Source organism: Xanthomonas hortorum (assembly GCF_024339125.1).
GTDB classification, from domain to species: domain Bacteria; phylum Pseudomonadota; class Gammaproteobacteria; order Xanthomonadales; family Xanthomonadaceae; genus Xanthomonas; species Xanthomonas hortorum.
The window spans coordinates 3,082,033-3,096,618 of record NZ_CP101417.1; the positions used below are offsets into that span (position 1 = coordinate 3,082,033).

Annotated in this window: 12 protein-coding genes; 1 reads left to right on the forward strand and 11 read right to left on the reverse strand. The window is 65.3% G+C overall.

Annotated elements, in window-relative coordinates; translation table 11 throughout:
- Positions 1-62 precede the first annotated feature (62 nt).
- The 11 genes from pdeM to NMB96_RS13265 form a co-directional block, all read right to left on the reverse strand.
- The gene (gene pdeM / locus NMB96_RS13215; RefSeq protein ID WP_023903262.1) at positions 63-707 is read right to left on the reverse strand and encodes a ligase-associated DNA damage response endonuclease PdeM; all 645 of its coding nucleotides are present in this window, start codon (positions 705-707) and stop codon (positions 63-65) included.
- The gene (locus tag NMB96_RS13220; RefSeq protein ID WP_255085008.1) at positions 697-3,189 is read right to left on the reverse strand and encodes a ligase-associated DNA damage response DEXH box helicase; all 2,493 of its coding nucleotides are present in this window, start codon (positions 3,187-3,189) and stop codon (positions 697-699) included. The genes pdeM and NMB96_RS13220 overlap by 11 nt, the downstream gene beginning before the upstream one ends.
- On the reverse strand, positions 3,186-4,790 hold the full coding sequence (locus NMB96_RS13225) for an ATP-dependent DNA ligase (protein ID WP_023903265.1): 1,605 nt from the start codon (positions 4,788-4,790) through the stop codon (positions 3,186-3,188). The genes NMB96_RS13220 and NMB96_RS13225 overlap by 4 nt, the downstream gene beginning before the upstream one ends.
- Positions 4,787-5,020: a hypothetical protein gene (locus NMB96_RS13230; protein ID WP_043889055.1), complete on the reverse strand. Its 234-nt coding sequence runs from the start codon at positions 5,018-5,020 to the stop codon at positions 4,787-4,789. Before NMB96_RS13230 ends, NMB96_RS13225 begins: the two co-directional genes overlap by 4 nt.
- Entirely contained in the window at positions 5,017-6,027 is a 1,011-nt protein-coding gene (locus NMB96_RS13235) for a ligase-associated DNA damage response exonuclease (protein WP_023903267.1), read from the reverse strand. The genes NMB96_RS13230 and NMB96_RS13235 overlap by 4 nt, the downstream gene beginning before the upstream one ends.
- Positions 6,028-6,380: 353 nt before the next feature.
- A complete protein-coding gene (locus NMB96_RS13240; protein ID WP_023903268.1) occupies positions 6,381-6,746 on the reverse strand; it encodes a hypothetical protein in 366 nt (121 codons plus the stop codon).
- Positions 6,743-7,318, reverse strand: coding sequence for a bactofilin family protein (locus NMB96_RS13245; protein ID WP_023903269.1), 576 nt, complete (start codon positions 7,316-7,318; stop codon positions 6,743-6,745). The genes NMB96_RS13240 and NMB96_RS13245 overlap by 4 nt, the downstream gene beginning before the upstream one ends.
- A 96-nt stretch (positions 7,319-7,414) precedes the next feature.
- Positions 7,415-9,124 (reverse strand): diguanylate cyclase, encoded by a 1,710-nt coding sequence (locus NMB96_RS13250; RefSeq protein WP_023903270.1) that lies wholly within the window; start codon positions 9,122-9,124, stop codon positions 7,415-7,417.
- Positions 9,125-9,381: 257 nt separating this feature from the next.
- Entirely contained in the window at positions 9,382-9,708 is a 327-nt protein-coding gene (locus NMB96_RS13255) for an XAC1346 family secretion chaperone (protein ID WP_023903272.1), read from the reverse strand.
- 200 nt (positions 9,709-9,908) lie between these two features.
- The gene (locus NMB96_RS13260) at positions 9,909-10,250 is read right to left on the reverse strand and encodes a hypothetical protein (RefSeq protein WP_039528386.1); all 342 of its coding nucleotides are present in this window, start codon (positions 10,248-10,250) and stop codon (positions 9,909-9,911) included.
- Positions 10,251-10,372: 122 nt separating this feature from the next.
- Positions 10,373-11,548: a thiolase family protein gene (locus NMB96_RS13265; RefSeq protein WP_023903274.1), complete on the reverse strand. Its 1,176-nt coding sequence runs from the start codon at positions 11,546-11,548 to the stop codon at positions 10,373-10,375.
- A gap of 173 nt (positions 11,549-11,721) precedes the next feature.
- On the opposite strand from NMB96_RS13265, the gene NMB96_RS13270 reads away from it, so the two are divergent.
- Positions 11,722-14,571 (forward strand): autotransporter serine protease, encoded by a 2,850-nt coding sequence (locus tag NMB96_RS13270; protein ID WP_255085010.1) that lies wholly within the window; start codon positions 11,722-11,724, stop codon positions 14,569-14,571.
- The last annotated feature ends 15 nt before the right edge of the window (positions 14,572-14,586 follow it).

Here is a 14,586-nt window from a genome sequence, read left to right on the forward strand (position 1 = left end):
CGGGCCACACGCGTGATCTATCTGATGCGTGCTGGCGTGATCGCAGCGGCACTGCTGTGTCGCTAGCGTACCGGCAACGCCACCGCATCGCCTTCCACACAGGCGACCAGGCGCTCGCCTTCGATCAGCGTTGGCACGATGCCGGCGGTGAAATGCGAGAACGCCGGCAGGATGGTGACGCGCTCGCGCAGCCAGAATGCCGGCCAGCGACGCGACATGCCGGGCAGCGCGGCCAGCGGATGCAGATGCCCGCACAGCACGTGCCCGGTAGGATGCGGCAAGGGATCGTGGCGCAGCACGAACGGGCCGTCTTCGACCTGCTCGCCGGCCGCTTCGATATGCAGATCCGCACCGGCCAGAGCGCGGTCGTGGTTGCCGCGGATGGCGATCACGCGCAACGCGCAGTGACGCTCGCGCCATGCGCTCCAGCGGCGATGCCAGGCCGCGCGCGGGGCGGGTCCGTGCAGCAGATCGCCGAGGATCCACAACGCCTCCACGTCGCGTTGTTGCAGCAACGCATCCAGCCGATCCAGATCGTGCGCAGTGCCGCCGGCCGGCATCCCGATGCCGGCGCGGCGGAACACATCGGCCTTGCCCAGATGCAGGTCGGCGATCAACAAGGCGCGTTGTGCCGGCCGGTACAGCGCACGCTCGCCGAGCAATTCCACTGTTTCGCCGGCCAGCTGCAGTTGCACGCTATCGCCCATGTTTACGCTCCAGTTGTTCGGCAGCGCGCAGCACGCGGGCCTTCCAGTCTTCGGTACTCAGTTGGCCGCGCACACGTTCTGCCCATAACGGAAACGACAGAGGAGTCAGACTGCGCGGTTTGCACAGGCGTAGTTCGCGGCGTGCGCAATCTTCCAGTGCATGCGCAAGCCGCGCCAGTTCGAGCTGGCCTTCGAACACTTCGCGCTCGGCTTGAGCAAGCAGCAGATGCTCGGGATCGAAGCGCTGCAACACGTCGTAGAGCAAGCCGCTGGAGGCCTGCAGCTGACGCAGGCTGCGTGGTGCACGGCCAGGCAACGCTGGCGACAGCAACCCGGCAACGCGGGCGATCTCGCGGAATTGCCGGCGTGCCAGTTCGCCCAGATTGAGGCTGTCGCGCAGATCGTCGAGCAATCCGGCTGGCGACAACAAGCTCTGCAGTACGCTCGCGTCGAGTTCCACATCCTGCGCGGGCGATAGCACAAAGCCATAATCGTTGGCGGCGAAACTGAAGGTGTTGCGCTGACGCCGACCCCAGCGTGCGGCAAGCAATGCAGCCAACCCTTCATTGACCTGACGCCCGGCGAACGGATACACGAATACATGCCGGCCATCGCGCGCCTTGATGCTTTCCACCAGCAGATGTTCCGGGCCGGGCAGCGAGGACAGCGATGACTGCAAGCGCAGTAACGGCGCAAGCGCCTGCATTTCCGGCGCATCGCCGGGATCGGCAAACACCGCCTCGACCTCGCGTCCCAAGGCCGACGACAACGGCATGCGCCCGCCCATCCATTTCGGCACCACGCCACTGCCGCCCTTGGCCACGCGCACATAAGCGGTCATGTCTTCCAGCCGCACCAGCTCCAGCAAACGGCCGGCGAATTGAAAACGATCGCCACGGCGCAGACGGCCGACGAATTGTTCTTCTACCGCACCCAGGCGCCCGCCGCGCAGGAACTGCACGCGCACGCTGCCGTCGCTGGTGATGGTGCCGATGGACAAGCGATGCCGCAGCGCGACGCGCCGATCGATGACGCGATACACGCCCTCTTCGTCGCGCACGACTTTATGGAAATCCGGGTAATGCGCCAGCGCGCTGCCGCCTTGCACGATGAAGTCGAGTACCGCTTGCCAGGTGGCTTTATCCAGCGCCGCAAATGCATCGGTGCCGCGCACTTCTTCAAACACTGCATCGGCGCGGAAACCGCCGCCGAGTGCGAGCGTGACGCAGTGCTGCGCCAATACGTCCAGCGACAGGCGTGGCGGTGGGCGCGCTTCGATATGGCCATGCACGATCGCGCGGCGCGCAGCGGCGTATTCCACCAGTTCCAGCGCATGCGAGGGCACGCATACCACGTGTCCGGATTCGCCCGGGCGATGACGCGCGCGGCCCGCACGCTGCAGCAAGCGGGCAATGCCTTTCGGGCTGCCGACCTGCAGCACCTGATCCACCGCCGGAAAATCCACGCCCAGATCCAGGCTGGAGGTTGCCACCACGCAGCGCAGGCTGCCGTCGCGCAAGCCGAGTTCGGCCGCTGCGCGCAGCGAGGGGTCCAGCGAGCCGTGATGCAACGCGAGCATGGCCGGATCGTCCGGCCACACCGCGTTCAAGGCCTGATGCCACAACTCGGCCTGCGCGCGCGTGTTGGTAAACACCAGGCTGGTACGTTGCTGCATGATCTTCTGCAGCACGCGCGCCAGCTGCGCCAGGCCGAGATGCCCGGCCCAGGGAAAGCGTTCGCCGCTCTCCGGCAACAACGTCTCCAACGTCATCGCGCGCGGTTTGACGCCCGAGACCAGCGCAGCATCCGGGCGATGCGGCAACAGCACGTCGCGTGCCTGCGCCAGGTTGCCCAGCGTCGCCGACAAGCCCCAGATGCGTAGTGCCGGCGCCCAGCCGCGCAGGCGCGCCAAGCACAGCTGCAGCAGCACGCCGCGTTTGTTGCCGAGCAGCTCATGCCACTCGTCGACGATCACGCAGCGCAGCGCCGACAACTGCGGCGCGGTATCCGGGTACGACAGCAACAACGCCAACGATTCGGGCGTGGTGACCAGTACATCGAGCTTGCCGCTGCGCGCCAGCCGCTTGTCGCGCGCGCTGGCATCGCCGGTACGCAAGCCCACCTGCCAATCCAGCCCCAGTGCTTCCACCGGCTCGCGTAGAGCGCGTGCGGTATCGGCGGCGAGTGCGCGCAACGGGGTGATCCACAGCACCTGCAACGTGCGTTGCTGTTGGCGTCGCGCAGTCGTGGCGGGTTTGGTCGCCGGCTTGCGCCCACGTGCAGCCAATGCTTCCAGCAGCGGCCCGCCGAAGGCCGCCAGCGTCTTGCCGCTGCCGGTTGGCGTATGCAACAAGCCGGATTCGCTATCGAGATAGCGCTTCCACACATCGCGTTGAAACGGCAACGGCGCCCAGCCGCGCTGCGCGAACCAGGCACGCCATTGCTGCAATGGCGTGCCGCGTGTCTGCTGCGCGTTGCTCACCGTGCCAGCGCCTGCAAGCTGCTCAGGTGATCGGCCTCGGCCATCGGTTTGTCCTGGCGCCAGCGCAAAATCCGCGGAAAACGCACCGCAATGCCGGACTTGTGCCGCGCGCTGCGATTGACCGCTTCGAATCCCAGCTCGAACACATGATGCGCGGTGACCGCGCGCACCGGGCCGAAGCGCTCGGTGGTATTGGCGCGGATCCAGCGATCCAGTTGCAGAATTTCCTTGTCGTCCAGACCGGAGTAGGCCTTGGCGATCGGCACCAGCTGGCCCTCGTGCCACAGCCCGAAGGTGTAGTCGGTGTACAGCGTGCTGCGCCGGCCATGACCGGCTTGCGCATACAGCAGCACCGCGTCGATGGTGAGCGGGTCGATCTTCCACTTCCACCAGTCGCCGCGTCGACGACCGGATTGATACACCGAATTGGCGCGCTTGAGCATCAGCCCTTCCACGCCGCGCTCGCGTGCATCCAGGCGCACTTGCGCGGCGGCCTGCCAATCGCTCACCTGCACCAATGGCGAGGCAACGATGCGTGGATCGGCGAGTGTGGCCAGCACGCCTTCCAGCAATGCGCGACGCTCCCGCAATGGACGCTCGCGTAAATCCTCGCCGTCCAGCTCAAGCAAATCGTAGGCGACCACGCGCGCCGGCGCCGCCGCCAAGGTTTTGGGTCCGGGCTTGAGCCGCTGGATGCGCGTCTGCAAGGCGGTGAACGGCATCGGCAATGGCTGCTCCGCTTGCCAGGCCAACAGCTCGCCATCGATGACGGTGCCCTCTGGCAACTGCATCGCGGCCTGTTCGATTTCCGGAAAACGACCATCCAGACGTTCTTCGCCACGCGACCACAACGCCGCTTCGCCAGCGCGTCGAATCAGCTGCAGCCGAATGCCGTCCCACTTCCATTCCAGCAGCCAGGCATCGACCGCGCCCAGCGTGTCGACCTCGGCTTCCAGTGGCGAGGCGAGAAAGAAGGGGTAGGGCTGCTGCCGATCGCCGGGCAATTCTTCGGCGGTCAGCAGGTTGGCCAGATAGGTCGGATGCGGCCGCCAGCTGCCGAGCATGCGCTGCGCGATACGCGCGATCTCTATTCCGGACATCTCGGCCAAGGCCTGTTGCACCAGTCGCTGCGACACGCCGACGCGCAGCGCGCCGGTCAGCAGCTTGTTGAACACCAAACGCTCGTCGAAGGCCAGGCTGCGCCACGCCTGCACGATGCAGGCCTTGCGTACATCGACGTCTTGATTGGCGATCGGCAGCAGCCGCTGTTCGATCCATTCTGCAAGCGGTAAATCCGCCGCTTCGGTGGCCGGATCATCCAACAGCAAGGCCAGCGTTTCAGCCAGATCGCCAACGTGGTCGTAGCTATCTGCAACCAACCAATCGGCAATGCCGGCGGTTTCGGTGATCCATTCGCGCAACTCGCCGCTGCTGGCGATGCGCATGCGCGTGCTGGCCACCTTGCCGCCTGCCAGTAAATACAGCGCCCAGGCCGCATCAAGCGGCGGCGCGCTGCCGAAATAACGCACCAATGCTGCACGCTTGTCGAGCGTGCCGGTGCTGCGATCCAGGGTGCGGTACAACGCGGCAAATCGCTTCACGGCAGTGCCTGCGTCGTTGCGCACTTGCTTGCGGCGCGCAGTTTCATCGCGCGTTGCGTAAACGCACTCAAGCTGCGCGCGTGACGCTGCGGCTGCGGCGGTCCGACAATGGCCGCAGGCGCAGCGCGATGAATGCGAAACGCCAAGGCGTGCCGACGAAACGCAAGCGCGCCGCTCAGGAGAGTGCGGGGACGTGCGCGAACATAACGACGTGCGGGCAGCGGGTTCATTCCTCGGCTCCGAAATCGGTGCGGAAGGCTTCGGCAGCGACGCCGCGTTCCAGCAGATGCTGGATCAAGGCGTCGGTGTTGCCGTGGGTGGCGATCACGCGGCGCGCGCCGGTCTCTTCGATGGTGCGCAACAGGTCCGGCCAATCGGCATGATCGGACACCACAAAGCCGCGGTCGTAATTGCGCCGACGGCGATTGCCGCGAATGCGCATCCAGCCCGATGCAAAGCCCTGTTGCGCATGCCGGAAGCGACGGATCCAGGCGCTGCCGGCCGCCGAGGGCGGCGCCAATACCAATTGCCCGGCATAGTCGGCGCCGCGCGCGTGTTCGCTGACCGGTTGGGTCTCCAGCATCGCGATGCCGGCTTGCCGATACACCTCCACGCCCACCGCGATCGCGCCATGCAGCAACGCCGGTTGCGTGTCCCAGGCACGCAGTTCCGCCAACACCCGCTGCGCCTTGCCCAATGCGTAGCAATACAGAATGGCCGCTTCGCCGCGCTCGGCGCATTCGTGACGCCAGGCGACGATATCGGCTGCGACGTCTGAAGTATCCGGCCAGCGATACACCGGCAGCCCGAAGGTCGCTTCGGTGATGAAGGTGTCGCACGGCACCACTTCGAACGGCTTGCAGGTGGGGTCGTGCTGGCGTTTGTAGTCACCCGAGGCGACCCAGACCTCGCCATCGACTTCGATACGCACCTGCGCCGAGCCGAGCACGTGGCCGGCCGGATGCAGCGACACCTGCGCACGTCCCAGGCGAAACGCTTCACCATCGGCATGCGTGTGATAGACCTGCTCGCCAAGGCGCCACTGCAGGATCGGCAGGCTCTCGTGCGTGCAGTGGTATTCGCCCATGCCACTGCGCGCGTGGTCGCCATGCCCGTGGGTGATCACCGCACGCGGCACCGGCCGCCAGGGATCGATATGGAAGTCGCCCTGCGGGCAATACAGACCCTCGGGGCCAAGCACCACCAGATCGCCAGGTTTGTCGTTGCCGTTGCGCATGCGGCAACTCTGGCCAAGCCGGTGTGCAGATCCTGAGAATGGGAATGGCATGCATCGGCGTAACGCTTTGACACGTGCTTGCACGGCGAGGTTCGGGTGGACGCGTGCGTGATTACGCGAAAGCGTCTAGCGCGACGCGGTCGAGCGTTTCGCGTGGCGAGACGTGCGGCTTCAACGTCGCTGGGACGCTAGGACGTTGCCTTTTGCTGCATCGAAAACACCACTGAGAGGTGACAAGCGAACATCAAAGGCGAGGAGTGTCGGCTTTATCCGCGTTGATCCCGCTCCGATCCTGATCTCCCGCACGCCCGATCTCCTGCATGTCTTCCATCTGGCGCTTGCCGTCTTACACCCTAATGCCGCGTACGCCGGCCAGGTGAGCGCACCGCGGTCGCTTCCACAGCCAGCGTAAATCCACGCTCTTCGCCGCCCTGCATTGCGCCGACATCCACGACCTGGCGGCGAATCTCTTCGCCCTTGCCGTTACGCACCGACACCACCACGGTGTATTCCCATGGATCGCCATCGGCAGGATGGCGGATGGTGCCTTCGACCTTGAGCGGCACGATCGGGGCGGGCTGCGCATGTTGCACAGCTGCCGAGTCGAAGCGCAGGTGGTGCTTGCACGCAGGGCAGACGCTGGCGCTTTCCAGAATCGTCGCCTTGCAATGCGGGCAGCTGCGCGTGGCACCGGGCGTGCCCGGGCGGGGTCCACTCATGTGGCGTCGCTGTCTCCGCTCACGATTGCCTTGCTCGTGCCAACCGGCTTGCCGGTGTCTTCGCCCCAGCCGAAATCGGCCTGGCCGCGCATGCGGGCGCCCGACGCCACGGTGAGGCTACCGGCCTTGACGTCGCCGACCAGCACGCCGGAAGTCTGCAATTCCACTTGCGCAGCGGATTCGATATTGCCCTCCAGTTCGCCGGCGATGATCACCTTGTTGGCGCGCACGCCGCCGTTGAGCTTGGCACCGCGTTCGATGGTGAGATCGCCCTTGACGTTGACGTCGCCCTTGAAGCGGCCGGCCAGACGCACGTGCCCGGCGCCTTCGATCTTGCCTTCGATGCTGATGTCGGCGGCGATCAACGACTCTTTCGCTTCACTCTGGCGCTGCGGGGCCGCAGTACTGGCTGCCGGCGTCACCGGTGCAACATTGGGCGGGGCGGTGGCGGGCACCGGCGGAGCGGGGCTGGCCTCGGCGGTGAACAACCGCCCATCGGCGGCGGGGGGAACTTCGGGTGCGGCCGGAACGCCGTCTTTCTTGTTGGGACCTTGATCGCGCCACATCGACATCGGATTGCCTCGCTTGGGGGTCAAGGCCGACTATCGCCGCGTCGTTGGATCTTTTGTGTGACGAATTGCGCAATCCAACATCGACGGCGTGCGTGCTCAATCCAGTGGGGGCGTGGCGGCGCCGTGCTGCTCGACCCGGTTACGTCCGCGGTGTTTGGCGATATACAGCGCCGCATCGGCTTTCTGGATCAGGCTCGATCCCAATTCGCCGTCGACCGGGAAGCTGGCCACGCCGATCGACGCGGTCACGCGCGGCAACGCGCGCTGGCCATCGCTGACCGCCAATGCGGCGATAAAGCCACGGATCTGCTCGGCCACGCGCATGGCTTCGGCGCCATCGGTCTCGGGCAGGATCACAGTGAATTCTTCGCCGCCGTAGCGGCAGGCCACATCTTCGGCGCGCAGGCGGGTCAGCAGCAGCTCGCCCACCGCTGCCAGCAGCAGATCGCCGCCGGCATGGCCCTGGCTGTCGTTGAACTGTTTGAAGTGGTCCACATCCAGCATCAGCACCGACAACGGCAGGTCGCGGCGTGCGCAGCGCGCCAGTTCGTGGCTGAGCGATTCTTCCAGATAGCGGCGGTTGTACAGCCCGGTCAGCGCATCGCGAATGGATTGCCGCCGCAGCGATTCGCGCAGACGCAGATTGCTCAGTGCCAACGACAACTGCTCGGCGGCAGCCTCGGCAATTTCCAGGCGCGGCATCGGGCCAGGGCCGGGCGAGGACAGAAACAGAAAGCCGAGCTGGGTGCCTTGCGCCGACATCGGCAGGCAGGCGGTAGTGATTGGCGCGGTGGTGTCGGGCACGGCGATATGCGCACACAGCGCATCCCGGTGCAGGTCTTCGATGATGTGCGGCTGGCCCCGGCGCAGCGCCCAGCACTCTTCCGGCAGCAGATGCGGCGCGCTTTGCAGCAGCGGCTCGCCCCAATGGCTGATCGCTTCGGCGCGATCCTGCGACGCGCGCAGCAGATACACGCTTCCGGCCACGCCGGGCAGCAGGCCGGCCAGGGTGCGGCTGGTCACCACCAACGCCTCTTCGGCGCTGATGCAACTCTGCAGCAGGCCGGTGTAACGGCTGAGCAGATTGAGATCGGCGGTACTGCGTTGCAACGCGTCGACACTGTCGCCCAGCTCGCGATTGGCCTGCGCTGCCAGCCGCTCGGCCTGCGCGCGATTGCTCAGTTCGCGCATCAACAACCCGTAGACGGTGCCGACGACGACCAGCCCGAATGGAATGCCGGCCAGCGCCAGCACCAGCAGCAAGGTCGCACTTTGCCGGCTGCTGTCGGCGCGCTCCACCAACAGTTCCTGTTCGCGCTGCACCATGCTCAGCGACTGCTCGCGGATCGCGCTGGTGGTGCGGAAAGCGTTCTGTCGAATGCTTGCGCGCGCCGGTTCCAGACCGCTTTGCGTATAGAGGTCGAGCGTATGCTGGATCTGTTGCAGGCGCGTCTCCACCAACTGCTGCAAGCGGTCCAGATGCTGTTCCTGGGTGGTGTTGTCGGTAATCAGCCTTCGCAGGTTGCCGAGCAGAATCGGCAGGCGTTCGACGCTGGTCTGATAGTCGAGCAAATATCCATCGTTGCCGGTGAGCAAAAAGCCGCGCTGCGCCGATTCGGCATCCAGCATGCGCGCCTGGATCTCGTCGATCCGGCCGATCACTTCATGCGTGTGTGCCACCCACGCGGCATCGGCCAGCGAGCGGCGTGCACCGACGAAGATGCCGATGCCGATGGCGATAAAAATCAGCGCAGAAAAAGCTAGTGCAAGCTGATTGCTGCGGCGCGAGGTAAAAGAGGAGGGCATGCGCCGATGCTAGCCTGCCGTGCTCGACAACATGCGCTTTCTGCCGCCGACAAACGCACGCGCCGGCTCGATAAAGCCGGCGCGTGCGCAAAGTGCCAACGGGGTCACGCGGTGTTTCGGAGTGGCTGACAAGCGCGGCCGGCGGTCCTTGGTGGCACGAACGGCGCAGAAGAGCCGGCGTGTGCGTGATACATGGCGCTTTCCGAGCACCGACCGTGCCCGCCTAGCGGTGAGCGCAGTCGTTGTGACAGTCGCTCTTAGTGTTCCGGATGCTCTGCGTCGTGCTTGTCGGCGTTCTGCTCGGCCTTGTTGGCCATTTCGCGGGTCTTGTCGGCGGTGGCGTCGGCGGCATTGGCGGTTGCGCGGCTGGCATCGGCCGCCAGTTCGCGAGCGGCCACGCGTGCGTCGGCAGTGGCAGCCTTGGCCTGCACGGCAGCGCGATCGGCGGCCTGCTCGGTGGCGGCAGCGGCGTGCTTGGCGGCGGATGCGGCATCGCGTTGCGCCTGCTCTGCATCAGGGCCTTGGCAGGCGGCGAGCGTAAGGGCGGCAATGGCGCTCAACGACAGCATGCGGATCGTCTTCATGGGTGGGTCCTGTTCCTGTTCCGGTGTTGGAACGCGGAGCTTATGCAGGAGCCAATGCAGTGCGCGTCAATGCCGTACTGTCCATTCAGCCGCCGGGCGGGCATACGGCCGCTGTGCCATCCGCCGGACAAATCGCAGGCAAAGAAAAAGCCGCTGGAAACCAGCGGCTTTCTCCGAACTCGCTTGGAGCTAAGAAGTGATTACTTCTTGGCTTCTTCGGCGGTGTCCTTAGCAGCTTCGGCGGTGTTTTCAGCCGTCTTGGCAGCGTCGGCAGCCTGATCAGCAGCAGCGTCGGTCGCGGCGCCGGAAGCAGCCTGGGCAGCGTCAGCAGCGGTGTCAGCCGAAGCAGCAGCGGTGTTGGCAGCAGCCTGAGCGGCGTCAGCCGACTGCGAGCCCGAGGCAGCAGCCTGGTCAGCAGCGGTCTGAGCGTCGGCAGCAGCTTCGTTAGCCGAAGCAGCAGCGTCCTGAGCCTGTTCCGGCTTCGAGCAAGCGGTCAGGGCCAGGCCCAGAGCCATTGCGATCAGCAGCTTGTTAATGGTCATTGTTTCAATCCTCGTCGTTAGATTAGGCAACGCGCTATTGCGCGCCCCCGACATGATGACGGCCACAAGACTAGTGTCAAGCGTGCGCGCATTCAGTTTTGCAAAATCGCCGTTAAAAACAATCAAATCAATTCGATAGCGATGGCAGTCGCTTCGCCGCCGCCGATGCACAGCGTCGCGATTCCGCGCTTGCCGCCGCGCGTGCGCAACGCGTTCACCAATGTCACCACCAAGCGCGCACCGGATGCGCCGATCGGATGACCGAGTGCGCAGGCACCGCCATGCACGTTGACCTTGTCGTGCGCGATGCCCAGTTCCTTGATCGGCACCATCGGTACCACCGCGAACGCTTCGTTGATTTCGAACAGATCCACCTGGTCCAGGTGCCAGCCGATCTTGCCGACCAGGGTCTGGATCGCGGCCACCGGCGCGGTAGTGAACCACTCAGGTTCCTGCGAGTGGGTGACATGCCCGACGATGCGCGCCAACGGCGTGATGCCACGACGTTGCGCATCGTCTGCGTGCATCAGGATGGTGATTGCCGCGCCGTCGGAAATACTCGACGAACTGGCGGCGGTGACGGTGCCGTCCTTCTTGAAGGCCGGCTTCAGGGTCGGAATCTTGGCCACATCGGATTTGCCGGGCTGCTCGTCGCTGTCCACGACGACCTCGCCCTTGCGTGTTGCCACGGTGACCGGAACGATTTCATCGACGAACGCGCCGCTGCGCTGCGCTGCCTGCGCACGCTCGACCGAGGCGATCGCGAAGGCATCCTGATCGGCGCGGCTGAATTCGAACTTCTCCGCAGTGGCTTCGCCGAACACGCCCATCGCCTGGCCGTCGTACGGATTGGTCAGACCATCCCAGGCCATGTGATCGACTGCCTGGAAGTTGCCGTAACGGTTGCCGGTGCGCGAGTTGGGCAGCAGATGCGGCGCGTTGCTCATCGACTCCATGCCGCCGGCGACCACGATGCTGGCCGAGCCGGCCTTGATCAGATCGTGTCCGAACATGATTGCCTTCATGCCCGAGCCGCAGACCTTGTTGATGGTGGTGGCACCGGTGGAGGTGGGAATGCCTGCGGCAATCGCGGCCTGACGTGCAGGCGCCTGGCCGAGGTTGGCCGGCAGCACGCAGCCGACGATGACTTCTGAAATGTCGGCTGGTGCGATCCCTGATTGCGCCAGCGCACCCTCGATCGCGGCGGCGGCGAGCTTGGGCGCCGGCACGCCATTGAATTGGCCAAGGAACGAGCCGATGGCAGTGCGTTTGGCTGCAACGATGACGATGTCGGACATAGAAGAGATACCGTTTAAAGTGAAACGATTATCTGCCTCATGCTCCGTTCGCGCCAGCCGCGACATGCGCTACGCAGTTAGCTGCGACAGTGGCGTGACGATGCGTTATAAAGACGTCGTTCGGGTCCGGATTGGGCCCTATCCATGGAATGGGTTCGGGGAGAACAACGCAGATGAAGAAGAGAGACGTCGCCAGGACTGTCCTGGCCTCGGCGTTAGCTGTGGCGTTGACCGCGTGTGGCGGCGGTGGAGGTGGTGGCGGCATTCGTCCGACCACACCGACTGCACCGCCACCGACCTCGCCACCGCCACCACCGCCGCCAACCTCACCGCCGCCACCGCCACCGCCAGTGGTGGCACCGCCGACGACACCGGAACCCGCATTCGACGCGCATCTGACGCTGACCAATGCGCGCGCCGCGCAGGCGTTGGGGTTCACCGGTGCGGGGTATCGCATCGGCGTGATCGATACCGGCATCAATACCAATCATCCGGCCTTGCAGGGGCGGGTCAGCGACAGCTTCATCTATGTCGATCCGCGCACCAACAATGTCGCTGCGGGCGATGTGGTGGGCCACGGCACCGTGGTGGCGCAACTGGCGGCCGGGCGTGCAGTAGGGCAGTGGCCTGGCGGCATCGCCAGCGGCGCAGGCCTGGTGTCCGCACGCATCATCAGCGATGAAGCGCCGGACGATGACGGTAGCGGCGAAGGCAACGAGGTCGATGGCCCGCTTGGACTGGCCGGCGTACATGCCGACCTGATCAGCGCAGGCGTGCGCATCATGAATAATTCCTGGGGCGGGCTGTATTGGAACGACCCGGCGGTGACCAATCAGATTGCGCAGGAATACCGGCCTTTCATCATCGGCAACGATGGGCTGGTGGTGTTTGCGTCGGGCAACGAATCGCGTGCGCAGCCCTCCGATACGGCCGCGCTGCCCAGCCAACTGGGCCCGAATGGAACGCTGCCGGCCGCCGATCTGGAACGCGGCTGGTTGGTGGTCGCCGCGCTGGATACCGCCAATCCAACGCAGCTGGCCTCGTACTCCAATGCTTGCGGCGTTGCGATGCGTTATTGCCTGGTGGCGCCGGGCACCTCGATGTTTCTCGACCCAGATGCCACTGCCAGCAACATCCGTTATTTCTATGGCAGCGGCACCTCGTTTGCCGCGCCGCTGGTGTCCGGCGCAGCTGCGCTGGTGTGGGAGGCGTTTCCGTATTTCAACAATGATCTGGTGCGCCAGACGTTGCTGGGAACTGCCACCGATCTGGGCGCGGCGGGCGTCGATCCGACGTTCGGCTACGGCTTGCTCAATGTCGGCAAGGCGGTACTGGGACCGGCACGTTTCGATTGGGGGACGGTGGATGTCACCGTCAATACCTTGCGTTCGACCTGGGCCAACGACATCAGCGGCAGCGGTGGCCTGACCAAGCGTGGGACCGGTACCTTGGTATTAAGCAGCGATGCCAACACCTTTGCCGGCGACACCCAGGTGCTCGGTGGCACCTTGCAGACGGCCAGTCTGCAGAGTGCGCGCGTGGGCATCGCCAATGGCGCCAGGCTGGTCGGTGCCGGCAGGATCGGTGGAACGGTGAACAACGCCGGCACGCTGCAGGTCAACAGTGCCGCGCTGTCTGTCACCGGCAATTACACCCAGGCGGGTGACGGCCGTCTGGCCTTGAACGTCGGCGATCGTTTGAACGTTGCGGGCACCGCGACGATTGCGGGCGATCTGCAAGTGCTCGGCCGGCGCGATTACGTGATCGACAACAACACCTACACCTTGCTGCAAGCCACCAACGGGCTGCAGGGCCGGTTCGATTCGCTCAGCAACGGGCCGGCAGTGACCTTCCTCGATGCCAATCTCAGCTACGACAGCAATAGCGCGTATCTGACGTTGCGGCGCATGGATGTCACTGCAGTCGCGGCAACGCTGGGCGTCATCGGCACTGCATCGATGGATTCGGCAGTGCGTGTCGAGCAGGCGTTCCAGCAGGTGGATGCGCAACAACTGCAAGGCAGCGGCGCGATCAGTAACGGCTTCATTCGCGCCGCAGCGGCCTTGCAGCAATCGCCCACCGCCAAGGCAGCAGCCGATTCGTTGCGCAGTCTGTCCGGTCGTGCGCATGCGGCCTCGGCAGCGATGACCTTCGACACCATCGATCTGGGTCGGCGTGCGTTGGCGGCGCATTTCGATGGCTTGTCGCAGCAGCCGCGCATGCTCGGCGTCTGGCAACGCGCGCTCGGCGGGCCGGGCGAGGGTGGGGTGACCACGTCCGGATTCGCCACCTCCGGCTGGATGATGGGGAATGATCTGCGCCTGGCCTCCGGCGCGGTCGCGGGTTTTGCTTTCGGCGAAACGCGCTCCAACAGCCTGGGCGATCTGGATGGTGCGCGTGGGCGCGATCGTCAGGTGCAAGGTCAGCTGTACTGGGGCACCACGCTGGGCTCGGCCTACACGCTGGGTCAGCTGGGTTTCGGCAATGTCGATCGGCAGATCAAGCGCAGCCTGCAGTTCGGCGAAGACCGCAGCAGCGCCTTCAGCGACTACAGCGGCAGTTACCTCAGCGGCAACCTGGAAACCGGCTACCGCTGGGGCGGTGCACGCGCATCGCTGACGCCGTACATGGGTCTGGATTACGTGCGGCTGCGTAGCGAAGGCTTCCGCGAAAGCGGTGGCGACGGCTTCGGCTTGCGTGCCGATGCCAGCACGTCCTCACGCACCCAGGTGCTGGCCGGTGTGCGTTCGGCGTATCGCTGGCGCGGCATCCAGTTGGGCGGTTATGCCGAATGGCAGCAGGCATTGCGCAGCGACGGCTTGATGCTGGATGCTAGTTTCATCGGTGTGGATGCGTGGGCGCCGTTGCGTGGCATGCAGCCGGCGCGCTCGGGTGGCCTGTTCGGCATCGCGGCCTCCGCGCCGTTCGGCAACCGGAGCCAGCTGCGTTTCGGTTACGACCAGCGGGTGGGCGAGCGCGGCGACGATCGCGCGCTGAGCCTGCATTACAGCGCCGATTTCTGATCGGCGTCCTGCATG

What these genes read in the sequence shown, in the direction of transcription:
- NMB96_RS13255 (WP_023903272.1), bottom strand. Translation starts at nt 9,708, where the DNA reads ATGAAGACGATCCGCATGCTGTCGTTGAGCGCCATTGCCGCCCTTACG.
- NMB96_RS13270 (WP_255085010.1), top strand. Translation starts at nt 11,722, where the DNA reads ATGAAGAAGAGAGACGTCGCCAGGACTGTCCTGGCCTCGGCGTTAGCT.
- NMB96_RS13260 (WP_039528386.1), bottom strand. Translation starts at nt 10,250, where the DNA reads ATGACCATTAACAAGCTGCTGATCGCAATGGCTCTGGGCCTGGCCCTG.
- NMB96_RS13235 (WP_023903267.1), bottom strand. Translation starts at nt 6,027, where the DNA reads ATGCGCAACGGCAACGACAAACCTGGCGATCTGGTGGTGCTTGGCCCC.
- pdeM (WP_023903262.1), bottom strand. Translation starts at nt 707, where the DNA reads ATGGGCGATAGCGTGCAACTGCAGCTGGCCGGCGAAACAGTGGAATTG.
- NMB96_RS13245 (WP_023903269.1), bottom strand. Translation starts at nt 7,318, where the DNA reads ATGTCGATGTGGCGCGATCAAGGTCCCAACAAGAAAGACGGCGTTCCG.
- NMB96_RS13265 (WP_023903274.1), bottom strand. Translation starts at nt 11,548, where the DNA reads ATGTCCGACATCGTCATCGTTGCAGCCAAACGCACTGCCATCGGCTCG.
- NMB96_RS13240 (WP_023903268.1), bottom strand. Translation starts at nt 6,746, where the DNA reads ATGAGTGGACCCCGCCCGGGCACGCCCGGTGCCACGCGCAGCTGCCCG.
- NMB96_RS13230 (WP_043889055.1), bottom strand. Translation starts at nt 5,020, where the DNA reads ATGAACCCGCTGCCCGCACGTCGTTATGTTCGCGCACGTCCCCGCACT.
- NMB96_RS13250 (WP_023903270.1), bottom strand. Translation starts at nt 9,124, where the DNA reads ATGCCCTCCTCTTTTACCTCGCGCCGCAGCAATCAGCTTGCACTAGCT.